At 60.7% G+C, this 16,211-nt stretch carries 17 protein-coding genes; 7 read left to right on the top strand and 10 right to left on the bottom strand.

Annotated elements, in window-relative coordinates; translation table 11 throughout:
- Positions 1-48 precede the first annotated feature (48 nt).
- Entirely contained in the window at positions 49-1,440 is a 1,392-nt protein-coding gene (locus LDN82_RS11865) for an AMP-binding protein (protein WP_224164369.1), read from the top strand.
- Between the two features lie 10 nt (positions 1,441-1,450).
- Entirely contained in the window at positions 1,451-2,632 is a 1,182-nt protein-coding gene (locus LDN82_RS11870; protein WP_224164370.1) for a thiolase family protein, read from the top strand.
- A 57-nt stretch (positions 2,633-2,689) separates the two neighbouring features.
- Here the strand turns inward: LDN82_RS11870 and LDN82_RS11875 are convergent, their stop codons facing one another.
- The 3 genes from LDN82_RS11875 to LDN82_RS11885 are packed head-to-tail and all read right to left on the bottom strand — an operon-like array spanning position 2,690 to position 4,730.
- Entirely contained in the window at positions 2,690-3,319 is a 630-nt protein-coding gene (locus LDN82_RS11875; protein WP_224164371.1) for an energy-coupling factor transporter transmembrane protein EcfT, read from the bottom strand.
- Positions 3,320-3,329: 10 nt separating this feature from the next.
- Entirely contained in the window at positions 3,330-4,082 is a 753-nt protein-coding gene (locus LDN82_RS11880) for an ABC transporter ATP-binding protein (RefSeq protein WP_224164372.1), read from the bottom strand.
- A gap of 33 nt (positions 4,083-4,115) precedes the next feature.
- Positions 4,116-4,730 (bottom strand): biotin transporter BioY, encoded by a 615-nt coding sequence (locus tag LDN82_RS11885; RefSeq protein WP_223946046.1) that lies wholly within the window; start codon positions 4,728-4,730, stop codon positions 4,116-4,118.
- Between the two features lie 277 nt (positions 4,731-5,007).
- Here LDN82_RS11885 and LDN82_RS11890 point away from each other — a divergent pair, with 277 nt between their 5' ends.
- Positions 5,008-6,606 carry an ABC-F family ATP-binding cassette domain-containing protein gene (locus LDN82_RS11890; RefSeq protein WP_224164373.1) on the top strand — a complete coding sequence of 533 codons (1,599 nt, stop codon included), beginning with the start codon at positions 5,008-5,010 and terminating at the stop codon, positions 6,604-6,606.
- A 34-nt stretch (positions 6,607-6,640) separates the two neighbouring features.
- On the opposite strand, the gene LDN82_RS11895 is transcribed toward LDN82_RS11890, so the two are convergent.
- The 4 genes from LDN82_RS11895 to LDN82_RS11910 are packed head-to-tail and all read right to left on the bottom strand — an operon-like array spanning position 6,641 to position 8,755.
- Positions 6,641-7,126 (bottom strand): YbaK/EbsC family protein, encoded by a 486-nt coding sequence (locus tag LDN82_RS11895; RefSeq protein ID WP_224164374.1) that lies wholly within the window; start codon positions 7,124-7,126, stop codon positions 6,641-6,643.
- Positions 7,110-7,982 carry an SURF1 family protein gene (locus LDN82_RS11900; protein ID WP_224164375.1) on the bottom strand — a complete coding sequence of 291 codons (873 nt, stop codon included), beginning with the start codon at positions 7,980-7,982 and terminating at the stop codon, positions 7,110-7,112. The genes LDN82_RS11895 and LDN82_RS11900 overlap by 17 nt, the downstream gene beginning before the upstream one ends.
- Positions 7,983-8,258 (bottom strand): hypothetical protein, encoded by a 276-nt coding sequence (locus LDN82_RS11905; protein WP_224090264.1) that lies wholly within the window; start codon positions 8,256-8,258, stop codon positions 7,983-7,985.
- Positions 8,255-8,755, bottom strand: a complete 501-nt coding sequence (locus LDN82_RS11910; RefSeq protein ID WP_224167527.1) for a DUF3099 domain-containing protein — start codon at positions 8,753-8,755, stop codon at positions 8,255-8,257. The genes LDN82_RS11905 and LDN82_RS11910 overlap by 4 nt, the downstream gene beginning before the upstream one ends.
- 153 nt (positions 8,756-8,908) lie before the next feature.
- Between LDN82_RS11910 and LDN82_RS11915 the strand changes: the two genes are divergently transcribed.
- From LDN82_RS11915 to LDN82_RS11925, 3 genes are all read left to right on the top strand, one after another.
- Entirely contained in the window at positions 8,909-9,634 is a 726-nt protein-coding gene (locus tag LDN82_RS11915) for a beta-ketoacyl-ACP reductase (protein WP_224164376.1), read from the top strand.
- Positions 9,635-9,759: 125 nt separating this feature from the next.
- Positions 9,760-10,512 (top strand): SDR family oxidoreductase, encoded by a 753-nt coding sequence (locus LDN82_RS11920; RefSeq protein WP_224164377.1) that lies wholly within the window; start codon positions 9,760-9,762, stop codon positions 10,510-10,512.
- A gap of 288 nt (positions 10,513-10,800) precedes the next feature.
- On the top strand, positions 10,801-12,303 hold the full coding sequence (locus LDN82_RS11925; protein WP_224164378.1) for a sugar ABC transporter ATP-binding protein: 1,503 nt from the start codon (positions 10,801-10,803) through the stop codon (positions 12,301-12,303).
- 77 nt (positions 12,304-12,380) lie between these two features.
- Here LDN82_RS11925 and LDN82_RS11930 read toward each other — a convergent pair whose 3' ends face one another.
- Together LDN82_RS11930 and LDN82_RS11935 are read right to left on the bottom strand one after the other, a co-directional pair.
- Positions 12,381-12,749 (bottom strand): hypothetical protein, encoded by a 369-nt coding sequence (locus LDN82_RS11930; protein ID WP_224090277.1) that lies wholly within the window; start codon positions 12,747-12,749, stop codon positions 12,381-12,383.
- Between the two features lie 325 nt (positions 12,750-13,074).
- Positions 13,075-13,524 carry a hypothetical protein gene (locus LDN82_RS11935; RefSeq protein WP_224164379.1) on the bottom strand — a complete coding sequence of 150 codons (450 nt, stop codon included), beginning with the start codon at positions 13,522-13,524 and terminating at the stop codon, positions 13,075-13,077.
- Between the two features lie 191 nt (positions 13,525-13,715).
- Here LDN82_RS11935 and LDN82_RS11940 point away from each other — a divergent pair, with 191 nt between their 5' ends.
- Positions 13,716-15,254 carry a SpaH/EbpB family LPXTG-anchored major pilin gene (locus tag LDN82_RS11940; protein ID WP_224164380.1) on the top strand — a complete coding sequence of 513 codons (1,539 nt, stop codon included), beginning with the start codon at positions 13,716-13,718 and terminating at the stop codon, positions 15,252-15,254.
- A gap of 5 nt (positions 15,255-15,259) precedes the next feature.
- Here the strand turns inward: LDN82_RS11940 and serB are convergent, their stop codons facing one another.
- The gene (serB, locus tag LDN82_RS11945) at positions 15,260-16,153 is read right to left on the bottom strand and encodes a phosphoserine phosphatase SerB (RefSeq protein ID WP_224164381.1); all 894 of its coding nucleotides are present in this window, start codon (positions 16,151-16,153) and stop codon (positions 15,260-15,262) included.
- Positions 16,154-16,211 lie beyond the last annotated feature (58 nt).

A 16,211-nucleotide genomic window follows, 5' to 3' on the forward strand; every position in this document is an offset into this window, starting at 1 on the left:
ACGTCACCGTTGGTGCCGTAGGGAGAACACTGCCGTAAAATTGCGGGGATGCCTTTCCTGGACAAAATTCAGCTCTGGGCCGATGAGCGTCCCCACGACACCGCCGTCGTTGTGGGGCGCAGCCGGCTCAACTGGGCCGAGCTCCGCGACGCCGCGGCGGGCCTGCTTGGCCATGCGATGGCCACTACGGTGCTTGCCGAGCCCAACTCCACTGACTTCATCGCCAAGTTCGCGGCGGCGGTGGCGGGGGAGCGCCGCTGTGCCGTGCTGGACCCACAGTGGCCCGCAGCAATGGTGGAGGAAGTGACGTCCCGGATCGTCGACTCTTCCGTCGCATCCGGCGTCGAACTCATCGACGGCGATCCCTCCACGACGTTCCTGATTGGGCTTACTTCCGGCACCACTTCGGTGCCGAAGGCGTTCACGCGATCCCGCCGTTCCTGGCAGGTTTCCTTCGAGGCGTCGATCGAGTTCTTTGGGCTCTCGCAGGACGACCGGACCCTGGCAGCAGGTCCGCTCTCCTCCAGCTTGAACCTCTACGCCCTGTCCGAGTGCCTTTACGCGGGCTCCGCATTCCACACGCTGGAGTCCTTCGACGTGGGTGACGCCCACGCTTCGATCAGCCATGACAACATCACAAGGCTGGTTCTTACGCCCACTATGCTTCGTTTGCTGAGTGAACGGGGCCTGGCGGGAGACGTGGATGCTTCGGGCATCCGCAGCATTGTCTGCGCGGGTTCCAAGCTCGATGGCCGTACGTTGGAAGCGGCGCGCCGCTGGGCCCCGCATGCTGCCATCTTTGAATACTACGGGGCCTCCGAATTGAGCTTCGTTTCCGGCACACGATTGGCTGCGGGGGAACCCCTTGACGTCGGGGGTACGGGGATTGGCCGGCCTTTTCCTGGCGTGGAATTGCGGATCCTGGACGACACCGGCCGGAACCTTCCGGACGGGGAGCACGGCAACATCAGCGTCCGCAGTGGGATGGTCAGCAACGGCTACCTCTGGGGTGACGACGGCCAGGCCCTCCGCTGCTTGGACGGCTGGTACACCGTAGGGGACCAAGGCTATCTCGCCGACGGGACCCTGCACATTCTGGGACGTCGTTCGGACATGATCATCACTGCGGGGAAGAACGTGTATCCGCACGAGGTCGAACTCGCCCTCGCCTCCGTTCCGGGCATCGAAGTTGCGGTAGCAGCCGGCGCTCCGGATGACGTCCGCGGTCAAAAGGTGATTGCCGGCGTCGTTCCCGCCTACGGTGCCGTCACGGCGACGCAGCTCCGCACCGGCCTTGATGGCCTTCTCGCACGGGACAAATGGCCGTTGCAGTACTACGTCCTGTCCGAGTTACCCATCACGGATCGCGGTAAGGTCAGCCGGATAGTGCTACTCGACTGGATCAAAAACCATGATGCCCGGGTGCGTCCCCTTGGGTAGCGGCCCTTCAATGCAGGAGGTGGACGAGTCCCGCCAGCCGGTCATCATCGCGGCGTTGCGGACTCCAATCTGCCGTGCCAACGGGCAGCTGAAGCGTTTCCGGGCGCCGGACCTCCTGGCACCGGTCATCCGTTCCCTCGTCAAGTCGGCAGGCATTGATCCGGCAGGGGTGAACGACGTCATCGTGGGCAATGCTGTTGGTGGTGGTGGAAACGTGGCGCGATTCGCTGCGCTGCAGGCCGGCCTGCCCATCACCGTGCCCGGGCTCACGGTTGATCGGCAGTGTGGTTCCGGCTTGGATGCTATTGCACTTGCTGCGCGTCTGGTTGGCGCCGGTGGAGATCCGCTGTATGTGGCCGGCGGGGTGGAAAGCATCAGTACCGCTCCAGCGCGGGCCAACAGGACCGACGACGGCGGCCTGGATTTTTACTCGCGGGCCACCTTTGTGCCACCCGGGTTTGGTGACCCCGACATGGGTGTTGCTGCGGAAAATGTGGCGCGCACGTTTGGTATCAGTCGTGAGCGGCAGGATGAGTACGCACTCCGCAGCCATCGGCGGGCACTTGAGGCTGTTGCAGCGGGCAAGCTCGCACGCGAAATCGTGCCGCTGGAAAATGGCGGGACGCTCGTCGAGGCCGACGACGGCCCCAAGCGTTCGTTGCGCGCTTCGCTGATGTCTCGGTTCCCGGCAGTTTTCGTCCCTGACGGAACTGTCACGGCAGCCAACTCGTGTTTCGATGCCGACGCGGCTGCCGCCGTCGTTATCACGTCCCTGAAGCGTGCCCGGGAGATGGGCGCGGTTGCCGGCTTGCTGGTTTTGGGTTGTGAAACGACTGGGGTGCATCCGGAGTTGCTCGGCATCGGGGCCGCGCATGCTGCGGAACGGTTGTTGGCTCAGCACGGCGTGGCTGCCACTGACGTTGACCTCATCGAATTCAATGAAGCTTTTGCTTCCCAGGCCATCGCTTGCCTTGTTCATCTGGGCATCGATCCTGGGAAGGCCAATGCGGAGGGCGGAGCGCTGGCGCTTGGCCACGGCTACGGCGCTTCGGGGGCTGTTTTGGTCACGCGCCTGTTCACCCAGGCGCGCAGCCTGTCCGAAAACTCCGGACCCGCACCGTTGGCCTTGGCGATGATCAGCATTGCGGGGGGCATGGGCACGGCGGCCCTCCTGCGTTACGCCCGGCTCTGACCCAACGGAGTCGCATTAGAGCGCGTTTAGAGCCGTCAAAACGCGCTCAGCTGCGACCTAGTTGGGTTCGTTCGGTTCCCCGAGTCCCCGGGCGGCCAAAGCGTCGCCGGTTTGCCGCGCATAAGCGACCGTCGAGATAAAGACGGGGAGTATCAGTGCCCTTGGATTGCGTTCAAGTCCGCGGGCGCGGGCCGCATCCCTGACGTCCGAAAAGGCTCCCGCGATGAACGGGATGCTCCTGAGCATCACGGCGATGGTCAGCGCGAAACGCTCGGGATCGGCACCGAAGCGCTGGAACGGTTTGGCGAGGGAGACAACGCCGTCCAAGAGGTCCTGCACGGGTGTGGTGGCAGTTAGAACCGAGGCTGCGACGACGCACACCAGGACGTTCAGGACGATGCGTGCAGCCGTAGGGGCACCCAATTGCCACCATTGAAACAAGCCGATCACCACAAGGATGGGCGTAATCGTCGATATGGCACGCATCAGTCGGCGCAAACCGGCCCCGCTGAGCAGGAACAAGCCGCACATCAGGGCGAAGACCATCAGCGACACCGCCCAGTCGACGATCAGGAAGGACGCCGTTCCGCATGCTGCCACTACCAGGAACTTCAGCCACAGCGGAGTGCGGTGGATGAGCGAGTTTCCCGGCACATAGTTTGCGATCAGGAAGCCATGGCCCCTCATAGCTGGCCCCTCATGACTGGGCTCTCCCCGGACGTTCGCCAAAGCCCGGGACCTCGTCGAGCGCAGTTGCGCACAGCTCCCGGTACCGTGCGACGCCTTCGGCCGGCCCGCCGTCGAAGATGATGCGCCCTGAGTCCACCACCAGGACGCGGTCCATATCCAGGGCGAGGTCGAGGTCGTGCGTGGACATCATCACTTGCTGGTCCAAGCCCGCCACCGTGCGGCGAAGGAGTTCGCGGTTACGCAGATCAAGCAAGGTGGAGGGCTCATCGAGGACCAGCACTTTGGGGTCGACGGCGAGGACCGCAGCCAGGGCCAGCAACTGACGCTCGCCACCGGAAAGCTCATAAATGCTCTGGTCTGCCAGGGGCAGCAGGCCAAACCGGTCAAGAACCGCCTCGGCACGTGTGGCCCGTTCACGCGTGTTCTTGATGGTCCGGCGGAGCGAGAGTTCAACGTCTTCCCGCCCGGTAGGCATGACCAATTGCGACAAGGGATCAGTGAAGACGAAGCCGACGTTCGCACGAACCCTGCGTACAGCTTTGACTGTGTCATCGCCGTGGACTTCAATAGTTCCGTCGCTGGGCTCCACCAGGCCGTTCACCAGCCGCAACAGTGTGGACTTTCCGGAACCGTTGGCCCCGATGACGCCGATGCGCCGCTCTGTAAGGCTCAAGGAAACATCCTCCAGCAGGGTCTTGGACGTGCTGGAGCCGTCAATGGCGACACGAACCGAGACCCTGCTGAAGCTGATGGAGTTCATAGAGGTATTGTTTCCGACTTTGCGTGCCGCAGGCTATTTGACCCTGCGGACCAGGACATCCGGGAAGGCTTTGTGAATAGCCACAGCAATGATCACTGCAAGGACATTCTTGAGGATGTCCCCGGGGTAGAACGCCAGATCGGCAATGAAGGCTTTGGTGAAGTCCAGTTTGCCGTTGACCATCATGCCCAGGACGCCCAGGCCGTGGATGAGGACGATGCTGCTGACCATAGCTGCAGCAAACAGGAGCAGGGAGCGGTTCCGCACCGTCTTACGGATAATCAGCGCGGCCAGATAGCCCGTGGCGGCCGCCGCGAGGGGGAAGGCAATGATGTAGCCTGCCGAAGCTGTAGCGAGGATGCCCAGTCCGCTGCGGCCGCCGCTGAAGATCGGCAGCCCGGCGAGCCCAAGGAGGACATAAAGCCCGACGGCGGCGAATCCCCGCCCGGGGCCAAGCACCAGGCCGCTCAGCATCACAGTGAGGGTCACCAGGGTGATCGGCACGCCAAGGGCGCCAACCGGAATGCCGGGAACGATCGCGGATGCGGCCACAAGGGCTGCGAAGACGGCAATGAGGCCGAGGTCTGTGGCGGTCCATCGCTTACGCGAAGAGTTGCGTTCCACAGAGGCGGAGGTGGTTTGGCTCATGACGGGTCCTATCAGGAAATGCTGTGGGTGCGAGGTTGACGTTTATTTCCCCCAACAGTGAGGATACGGAGCTTGGGAACGGCCTTTTTTGGAGCCTCTCCACAACCGTGGGTCTAAATTCTGTACGAGATGGCACAACGTGCCGAGCGGACAATGTGAGGTCCGGGGGAGGGCATGGTGCCGGTAGACTTGAACAGGCTGTTCTCACAGCCGTCCCCGCCGCACTACCGGGCCAACCGGTCACGCAGGCGTTCCCCATTGAAAGGCATCACCCGAATTGATTACCGTCCAGGAACTCGAACTCCGCGCCGGCGCACGCCTGCTCATGGACAAGGTCAACTTCAGGGTGGACAAAGGCGACAAAATCGGCCTTGTTGGACGCAACGGCGCCGGCAAGACCACTTTGACCCGCGTCCTCGCGGGCGAAGGCCTCCCGGCGGGCGGCAAAGTGACCCGGAGCGGTGAGATCGGCTATCTGCCGCAGGATCCCCGCACCCCGGACATGGAACAGCTCGCACGTGATCGCATCCTTTCTGCACGTGGCTTGGACGTGGTGGTGGGGAAACTGAAGAAGGCGCAGGCTGAGATGGCCAGCGAGGATGACGCCATCCAGCGCAAGGCCATGAACCGCTACGATCGCTTGGAAGCTGAGTTCCTGGCTGGCGGCGGATACGCCGCTGAAGCTGAGGCAGCCGCGATCTCCTCCAACCTTGCGCTCCCGGAACGCATCCTTAACCAGCCGCTGAAGACCCTCTCCGGTGGTCAGCGCCGTCGCGTGGAACTCGCCCGTATTCTCTATTCCTCGGCAGAAACCCTGCTCCTTGACGAACCAACCAACCACCTCGACGCCGACTCCATCACCTGGCTGCGCGACTTCCTCAAGGACCACCAGGGTGGGTTGATCGTGATCAGCCACGATGTTGAATTGTTGGAGGCCACGGTCAACAAGGTCTACCACCTTGACGCGAACAGAGCCCAGATCGACTACTACAACATGGGCTGGAAGCGCTATCTCCAGCAGCGCGAAACGGATGAAAGGGCCCGAAAGCGCGAACGGGCCAATGCGGAAAAGAAGGCCCAGGTCCTCATCGACCAGGCCAACAAGATGCGCGCCAAGGCAACCAAAGCCGTCGCAGCACAGAACATGGCAAAACGTGCTGAGCGTCTCCTTGGCGGTTTGGAAGCCGTTCGTGAAAACGATCGCGTCGCCGCCCTGCGCTTCCCGGATCCGTCACCCTGCGGCAAGACCCCGCTGACTGCCGAAGGTCTCAGCAAGTCCTACGGCTCCCTGGAGATTTTCACTGACGTGGACCTGGCGATCGATCGCGGTTCCAAAGTGGTGATCCTTGGCCTCAACGGTGCGGGCAAGACCACCCTCCTGCGAATGCTTGCGGGCGTGGACAAGCCGGATACCGGCGACATCATCCCGGGGCACGGATTGAAGGTGGGCTACTACGCCCAGGAACACGAAACCCTGGACCACGATCGCACCGTCCTTGAAAACATGCGTTCCTCCGCACCTGACATGAAGGACGCCGAAGTCCGCGGCATTCTGGGTTCGTTCCTGTTCTCGGGTGACGATGTCGAAAAGCCGGCGGGTGTTTTGTCCGGTGGCGAGAAGACCCGGCTAGCCCTTGCAACCATCGTGGCCTCCAGCGCCAACGTGCTGCTCCTCGACGAGCCCACCAACAACCTGGACCCCGCCAGCCGCGCGGAAATCCTTGGTGCACTGAAGAACTACAGTGGCGCTGTCGTCATGGTCAGCCACGATGAGGGCGCCGTAGCGGCCCTGAGTCCGGAGCGTGTGGTGCTGCTCCCGGACGGTGTCGAAGACCACTGGAACGAGGACTACCTGGACCTGATCACGCTGGCATAGGGACCGTTCACTTCTGCGTCCGCTTCGCGGCGCGCTAGCGGACCTGCAACGCCTCGGCGTTCGTTATCCTTTGCAGCTGGTCGTAAGTGATGGAGAACATGGAATTATGGTCTCCGGCGCCGGCCCATAGGACGGGGTGCTGCTTTAGCGAGACATCCAGGATGGTGCGGATGTGGCTGGGGTGACCTACCGGGGCGACACCCCCCACCTCCTGGCCGGTGTGTTTGAGCACGAAATCAGGCTTCGCCCGGCGGATCTTTCCGGTGCCCAGCAGTTTGGCTACCAGTGCTGTGTCTACTCTCGCGGCTCCGCTGGCGAGGATCAGCAGGGGTTTGCCGTCGAGGTCGAAAATCAGGCTGTTGGTGATGGCTGCAACCTCGCATCCAAGGACAGAGGCGGCGGCTGCGGCCGTGGGCACCTTGTCCGTGAAGATCCGGACGGTGTCCTCAACGCCGGCCGCCGTGAGGGCCGACTTCACGTTGAGCACCGGGTCCGGAATAGCTTCAGTAACCTTGGGCATCCAGGATTGCGTCTTCCTCTTCTTCTGACGTGGGGCGCTTGTTCTTTCGGTTTGCGGGCGCACGACGTTTGGGTGGGCTACTGACGGCAATGACTTCGTCCTCGCCTTCTTCGTCCTCTTCCGCGTCGATGGCAGCGTTACGCGCCTGCTGTCGGGCTGCGTAACCGAAGCCGATGAACATCAGGACGCCGAAGGCAAACCACTGCAGGGAGTATGAGAGGTGCGTGCCCTCTTCCGTGGCTGGTTTGGGGAAGGGCGTTGGCATGGGCTGGACTGCGGGGTCCTCGCTGGCCAGCTGCCCATAGGCGCCCGTCGCGACGGGATAGGGGAGTTCGCTTGCGAAGCTGGCCAGGTCAATGGATGGCAGCTGTCCGTCCACCGCACCACGGTCCAGCTTCGGTTCGGTTGGCTTGAGGCGGGCAACCACGGTGACCTCACCCACGGGAGGTGCCGGAACGACGTCGGGACGGCCGGGAGTGTTGTTGCCAATTGGCAACCAGCCGCGGTCGATCACCACCGCTTCGCCGGTGCTGAGGCGGAAAGGAACCACGACGTCGTAACCTGGCTGCCCATTCAATGGACGGTTTCGTACAACGCGCTGGCCGTTCAGGTCATAGCTACCCCGCAGCTCTACCTGGGTCCATTCGCGCTCGGGGTCCAAGGTGTGGAACTGGTCTTTGATGTCAGCGAAGGGGACTGGCGTCGCGGAGTAATTGCTGACTACGCGGTTGATCTCAGCCAGCGTCTCCGCCCGCCGATCCATCTGCCAACGGCCGAGGAACACGCATGCTGTGGCGAAGATAACGGCCAGAACGAAGTAACCCAGCCACTTGCTGGAGAACAGGAAACGATACATTCAGCGGGCCTCGCCAACGGCAGCGTCATCTGCCTCGAAAGGGATGGTCTCTTTCCAGAGGCCCCGGGTTTGAAGGTAGTCCTCAAGCCAATCGCGGTGCTCGTCGCACGAAAGCCAAACCTTCCGCCGGTCAGGGGTGTGGATGCGCGGGTTGTTCCACAGGAGTTGCCAGGCTGCGCCCTCCCGGCACCCTTTACGGGAGCAGAGGGCGGGGCCGGTGGCGCGATCGGACTCCTGGCTGCCCAAACCGGTGCCGCCAAGGTTGAAGATGTTCATGAAGCCGCCCGTTCGTTGCCGGCATTCCCGGTCTTGGGTGTATGGGTCGCGTCAGGCTCTGTTCGCTGACCTGCTGGCTCGTCGTCTACCAGTTCGCCTTTGAGCACAGTGATGTTGTCTGTCGATTCATCGTCGGTGGACTGGGGCGAGCCCTCGATTTCCGCTGCTGCCACATAATCCAGGAGGGAATCGCTGTGGTCCTCGGCTTTATCGCTACCGTTCGCGATGACAACGGCTATCCAGGGAAGGAACACGGCGCCGGCCACGGCGATGATCTTGAACCAGCCGTCCACCACGAAGATCAGGATGATGCAGACCATGCGAATACCCATGGCCACTGCGTACTTGATCATGCGTTCCCGCATGTCTTCCGAGTGGGCAGCAGCGGCATCGGTGATGCTGTGGACTTCGGGGTCGCCGGAGACAGCGTCCGGATCCCCGGGCACCTGCTGCAGGGGACTGTTTTCTCGTGTCACAGCTGAATCATCACGCTCCAAAGGCTTCACTCAATTCTCTCACCAAGGCGGTAGCCGCCCAAACCGCGGGTCGGGCCGGTTACCCGCGGGTTGGAGCAGGTGCCCGATAAGATCGAGGCAGGAAATCCCCTCTTCACCGCAGCACACCCATGCCGCAGAACCTGGAGCGAAAGTATGTCTGAAGCAGTATCCACCGGCCGCAGCGTCCTCATTACCGGCGGCAACAGGGGCATCGGTCTGGCCATTGCCGAGTCCTTCCTTGCAAACGGTGACAAGGTGGCAGTGACTTATCGAAGCGAATCAGAACTGCCTGAAGGCATCCTGGGAGTCAAAGCCGACGTCACGGACGAAGCCTCGATTGATGCCGCCTTCAAGACAGTAGAGGAAGCGCACGGCCCCGTGGAGGTTCTGGTTGCCAATGCTGGCATCACCAAGGACACGCTGCTCCTGCGCATGAGTGAGGACGACTTCACCTCTGTGCTGGACACGAACCTCACCGGAGCGTTCCGCGTCATTAAGCGTGCTTCCAAGGGCATGATCCGGCTCCGCAAGGGCCGCGTAGTCCTCATCTCATCGGTGTCCGGCCTGTATGGAGCTCCGGGCCAGATCAACTACTCCGCATCGAAGGCGGGCATGGTGGGCATCGCACGCTCGCTGACCCGCGAACTGGGCAGCCGGGGCATCACGGCCAACGTGGTGGCTCCCGGATTCATCACTACGGACATGACGGCAGAACTACCCGAGGAAACCCAGAAGTCGTATCTGGCAAACGTGCCGGCGGGCCGTTTCGCCGAGGCTTCCGAGGTAGCCAACGTTGTGCGTTGGGTAGCCAGCGATGAGGCCGCCTACATTTCAGGCGCTGTGATTCCGGTTGACGGCGGCCTCGGGATGGGCCACTAAAGCGGCACGCTCTGAGGCCATCAGCCAGTTTTTGTCGCGACCCGACAAAAGGGTTTGAGCCCACCACTGGCATGATGGAACCCAGGCCCGCACATTTTTAGCTGAAGTGAACAAAAGGAGCACGAATGGGAATGCTGGATAACAAGACCGCGATCGTCACGGGATCTTCCCGTGGTATCGGTGCTGAAGTCGCCAAGATCCTCGCGGGTGAGGGTGCCGCCGTCGTCGTCAACTACCGTCAGAAGGCACCGCGCGCCAACAAGGTAGTTGCTGAAATCCAGGCAGCGGGCGGCCGCGCTGCGGCTGTCGGCGCAGACCTCACTACCGATGAAGGCGTACACGCTCTTGCCAGCACCGCCATGGAACAGTTCGGTTCGCTGGATGTCCTGGTCCTGAATGCTTCCGGAGGCATGGAGTCCGGAATGGAGGAGGGTTACGCCCTCAAACTCAACCGCGATGCCCAGATCAACATGCTCAATGCGGCTGTTCCCCTCATGCGCGAAGGTTCGCGCGTCGTCTTCGTGACCAGCCACCAGGCGCATTTCGTGGAGACCGTCCCCACCATGCCTGAATACGAGCCGGTGGCAAAGAGCAAGCGGGCCGGCGAGGACGCCCTGCGTGCACTCCTGCCCGACCTCGCCGCCAAAGGCATCTCGCTGGTGGTTGTTTCCGGTGACATGATCGAGGGCACCGTCACGGCCACCTTGCTTGACCGCTCCAACCCGGGCGCCATCGAAGCCCGCCGTGCAGAAGCCGGCAAGTTGTATTCGGTTGAAGAATTTGCGGCCGAGGTCGCCAAGATGGTGACGGCCGACGTCGAATCCGGCCACACCGAATACGTGGGTGGAGCAGACTACTTCGGCAAATCCGCCGAGTAGGCATCCTGCCAAAATTTACTGTGGCCCGGACACGCGTCCGGGCCACAACTGTTTAACCGTTCAAATGGCAACCAAAGGTGGGTGATGACAATTTCATAAATTGTTCAGCTTTCTGCGACACGAAATTCGATTAGTTGTTTCAAGTTCGAGCTTTTGCATTTAAGGAATCGATCTGATTGAATCTCCAAGGCGTCATCGTCCCTAAGGTAAGCAAACTGTATTAGGCCAAGGCAGGAACTTTATGGCAGTGTCCAGGGTCGAACCCACTACTGTGAACTAGGAGCATCTTTGGACCTGTTACTGCATGCTGATGATATTCACGCGTCCTACGATCAAAGACGCATCCTCAAAGGTGTTGGACTTTCACTCCACCGCGGCGAGATCCTGGGATTAATCGGAACCAACGGCGCCGGCAAAACCACCCTCATGGGCGTATTGGCCGGATCCCATAAGCACGATGGCGGGCACATCACGCTGGCTGGCGAGAAATATGGACCGGATTCGATGGAGGAAGCCCAGGCTTGCGGCGTAGGGCTCATCCCGCAGAACTTCCGGCTCGACTCTGACCTGACCGTAGCCGAGGCAATTTTCCGGGGAACGTTTCAAGCCAATCGATCCCATGATGAACTCCGGGGTCAAGCAATCAAACTCATTCAGGACATCGGAATCGCCTTGGATCCCGACGTGAAGGTGGGCACTTTGATTCGTGCCGAGCAGACCCTCGTGGAAGTTCTGAGAATGGTTGCCGAGGAAGCCCAACTCGTGATCATGGACGAGGTTGCTGCGTCGCTGCCGGATCATGACGTCGCCGTCCTGCATCAAGTCCTGCGGATGCTGGTCGGGCAGGGACGTGCCATCATCTACATCACCCACCGCCTTGATGAGGTCCGGTCCATAGCCCACCGCATCGCCGTCATGCGGGATGGCAGGGTCCACAAAATCCTGGAAGCCAGCCGGACCGACGTCGACGAGCTCGCCTTCCTCTTGCTTCAGCACGAGCTGGCCAACAACTCCAGGCCCACGGATCCGGCACCCGGAGATGAGGCCATTCGGGTGGTGGAGCTCACTGTCGAAGACAGTATCCGCGATATTTCCTTCAGCGTGTCCAAGGGTGAGATTTTCGGTTTGGCCGGAACACATCGCTCAGGCATTTATCAATTGCTCGAAGCGCTGGTAGGTATCCACCCGAGTACCTCGGGCCAGATTTTCATACAAGGGAAACCTGTACAGATCCAGGGGCTGCAGGATGCACTGCGTTTGAAGATCGGTTACTTGTCAGACACCGCAGACACCCTGGAATCGGCAAGCGGAATCGTTGAAGGCCTCCAGCGTACTGACGATGCTGCCGGCGCGAATTTGCAGGATGAGATCACCCAGCTTCGTGGCGTGATCGAACTGGTTCGCCGCATGCGCATCAACACGACGAACATTCATGGCGCCATCACCACTCTTTCGGGCGGCGATCGCCAGAAGGTGCAGCTTGCCAAATGGATGACCAGTGACTGCGATGTGTTGATTCTTAGCCACCCCAGCCGCGGTATAGATGTTGGGGCCAAAGAGACGGTGTACAGGATGCTCCAGGAGCTCAGCCGCACGGGGGTTGCGATCATCCTCTTGTCGTCCGATTTGTCGGAACTGGTCAGCTGGTGTCATCGGATTGGCGTGATGCGCAACGGCGAAATGGTGGCCATTGAGGCCAATGCCAATACCAACGAAGACGCCCTGGTGCACCATATGCTGGGCGAGAAATTCACTTCCGGCAGTGGGGAAGCCCGCCGGGTGAAGAGTTGACGGCCCTTTCTTCCTGACACGAACCGAAAGGGGCGACCGCGAATGCGCGGCCGCCCCTTTCACTGTTCCGGGGAAGATCAGACGGTAATTCCCTTGGCCAGGTTGTTGAGCTTGTGGCGCGCCAGCGCAAGGTTTGCGTACGTTCGATCCAGAACCAAGTAGACAAACAGGCCCTTGGAACCGCCTGCGTTCAGGACGTTAATCAGGTGGTACTGCGAACCGAGGGTGATGAGGATATCTTCGATATCACTGTCCACGTGGAGGTCCGCCATGGTGCGGAGTTTTGCACTGACAACATTTGAGTTGCCGGCAGCTGCCACACCCAGGTCAAAGCCAGGGTTTCCACCCTGGGCCAAAGCCATTCCGCTGGAGTAGTCCACGACGGCCGCGCCCGTTGCGCCCTCTATGGACAGCAACTGCTTTATGGATTCGTCAAGCGTGCTCATATTATGTTCTTCCTTTTCTTTTTTATCATCACCGATATGTGTGAAGTAGTCCGTCCGGATCTCTTGGTACACCGGCGCATTGGGAAGTGATTCATCCTCATTGGCAAGCACTCCAGCAGATACAGACTTTTCCTGACGTTTCCACCATCTCCGTGCGTGCCGCGAACGATTCACTTTCTGCCCCTGCTGGTATTGATCCCCGGCTGCCTAATGCATCACGGCTCCGTCTTGGAGTTTCCAACTTTACACATTGGGAACACACAATGCACTGTCTCAACAAGTGAACCAGTTAGTGACGATCGCATAAATTATTCCGAAGTTGGCGTCACGAAATACGTTCATGAGTTTCAGGGGCGTTTATGTTCATCGCCGTTCGATTAATGAAGGCAACGTTAATAATGTGGTCCCCACCGGCCTCCACCGTGTTCTGGAAGATCACTTGATAGGGCGTGTGCCCAATCAACAGGGCTATTCCGTCAGGTGCCCTGTCAGGCGTTCGCGACGCATGTGCGAGCATGCTCCGAAAACCCGGATGGTTCTCCACGTGCCCACGGATCCCCGAATGATCAAAGGATGCCAAGGTAGACAGCCAGACAGTTCCATCTGCCTCGACCACCCCGTGGGCCGGGTACACGATGTGGCCGGTTTCGGTGGCGAAGCCGGATTCTGTTGGAAAGATCTTGAACCGCGCACACCAGGACGTGAAGTGCTTCCTCAGCACACCGTCAGGGTCAGCCGAAACAACAGACTTGCACAGGGTTTCATGCTCCAGCAACGCATCTCCTTCGGATCGGCAAGGCGACGTGCGCCAACCGGCAAGCGCCACATCTGATGAGTGTCCTGAAAGCGCAAATCGTTTCGCTGAAAGGTTGTGGAATCCGCAACATGAACACCGTGCCAGCGCTACTCGAATGGTGGAGGCCCTCGGCCAAGTGTCCTGGGCACCATCAATCGAAGGGGAAAAGTGTGATCAATCAACGCGCCTCACGACATTGGCGAGCCGCCACTGCCGCCTTGGCAGGGGCAGTGCTGTCTGTGTCACTCTCCGTCGCGCCAGCCTCGGCAGCCCCGGTGATCAATAGTGACCAGACCGGTTCCATCACCGTTCACAAGTTCGAGAAGCCCATCCCTGGTGGCAGTGGCGGCGGTGGCCACGGCGGGGGTGGCAATGGCAGCGGCCACGGCGGAGGAGGCAATAACTTTTCCCGCGTCGTTCCGGACACCACGGGCCTGACGCCCTTGCCTGGTATTGAATTCACGATCCAGCAGGTCAATACGATTGACCTATCCAGCAATGCAGGCTGGGATGCGGCACACAACCTTAGCAATGTCTTTGTGCCGTCCGACCCCTCCGGTTCCATTACTGGCGCTGGATACACCCTGGGTGCCAGCCAGGCGCAGGTCACTGCTGCCGACGGCACTGCCGTCTTTGCCGACCTACCCATAGGCCTGTATCTAGTGACCGAGACGAACTATCCGGCCGGTGTCACCCCATCGGCTCCGTTCCTTATCTCGGTGCCGACAACTGATCCGGATAACCTTGACAACTGGATCTACGACGTCGACGTGTACCCGAAGAACTCCGTCTCCGGTGCGGAGAAGACGGTCACTGATGCTCCCGACGTCAAGCTCGGCGATCAGGTCGATTGGACGATCACCGCTGATATCCCCAACGAGGCCGTGATCGACGGTTATAAGGTGGTGGATCAGCTCGACACCAAACTGACGTATGTTGGTGCCACCGCCTTGCTGGAGGATGGGACCGCACTTGCGGAAGGTGCCGATTATGTTGTGAGCTTCGATGCCACAACCAACACTGCCTCGGTGGTCTTCACCGATGACGGCCGTGCCTTCCTGGCCGCCCGCACCGACACCCGTGTGCAGATAGTTGTGAACACCAAGGTCAACACCATAGGTGAAATTGAAAACGTCGCACTTGCCTACCCGAACGCTGCGAGCTTCACCATCACCCTCGGCCAGCCCGGCGGCCCGGTAGTAACGCCGCCCGTCGTTACCAAGTGGGGCGGGATGACGTTGCAGAAGGTAGACGAGAATGCTGCCGCCCTGGCTGGCGCTTCTTTCTCGGTCTACACCAATGAGGCTGATGCCAACGCAGGCACCAACCCCGTAGATATTGACGGCCAGAATGTCTTCACCGTTGGCGGCGATGGAACCTTGACCATTTCAGGGTTGCGCTACTCGGATTGGGCCAACGGTGCGGCCGTTGCCCCTGGGGACCTGGACTACCGCACCTACTACCTGGTGGAGACCACGGCGCCGGCAGGCTACGAGCTGCTTGCCGAACCTTTGTCCTTCCTGATCAACTCCACAACCACAACCGTCGGCGTTGACCTGAGCGTGAAGAACATGCCGTCCAACGCCGGGTTCGAGCTGCCTCTGACGGGAGGAGTGGGAACCGGTCTGCTTTATGGAGCCGGCGCTTTCCTGGTCATTGGTGCCGGACTGCTGTTTGTCCGCAACCGCAGGGAAGATAGCAACAGTTAGGGGGTTCAGACGTTGGCGATGTGCCGCACCGCATCAAGGTAGGGCATGTTGATGACGGCGTCTGCCACTGCACGGACGGCCGGTTTGGCGTTAAAGGCAACGCCAATTCCGGCCGCTCCCAGCATGTCGAGGTCGTTGGCGCCGTCGCCCACTGCGATGGTGTGCTGAAGGTCGATTCCCTCGGCAGCTGCCCACTTGCGCAGGTACTTCTCCTTCGCTGCGCGGTCGATGACGTCGCCCAGCACCCTGCCCGTCAAAGCGCCATCGACGATTTCCAGCTCGTTGGCAATCCAGTAATCCAAGCCGAGTTCTTCGGCTATGGGCCCGAGGATCTGGTTAAAGCCACCGGAAACCACAGCCACCGCGTGGCCCGCTTCCTTGAAGGCAGCCACCAGTTCTGCTGCGCCAAGGCTGAGGCGCACCTCCGCACGTACAGAATCGACGACGGCGGCCGGCAGCCCTGCGAGGACCTCAACGCGGGCGTAGAGGCTCTGTGCGAAATCAAGTTCCCCACGCATGGCTGCTTCGGTTACGGCTGCAACTTCGTCGCGCTTGCCTGCATAAGCGGCAAGCAACTCAATGACTTCCTGTTGGATCAGCGTGGAATCCACATCCATGATGAGGAGCTTCCTTGGAGCCTGGCGAAGGTCCTCCGGAACGATCGCAGTATCCACCCCGGCGTCCGCGGCCTCAGCCACCCGCCGTCGAATACTTGTCAGGGCTTCGGGCGTGATGGCATCAACGGCAAGACCGGCCGTGTGAACACCAAAGCGGTGGTCCCCCGATTGTGATTCCGATGACACTTCGGCGCCGGCATCAGCCAGCACTTTGCGCACGTTATCAAGCGATTCAGGGGACAAATTCACGCCATAGCTGACCGCAGCCAAGTTCGAAGTCATGGTCCCAATCCTACTGAGCGTGCTACCTCCACCCGAATTCGTTTCTCCGCAGCAGCCA

Origin of the sequence: Arthrobacter sp. StoSoilA2 (genome assembly GCF_019977195.1) — a bacterium.
Classification (GTDB): Bacteria; Actinomycetota; Actinomycetes; order Actinomycetales; family Micrococcaceae; genus Arthrobacter.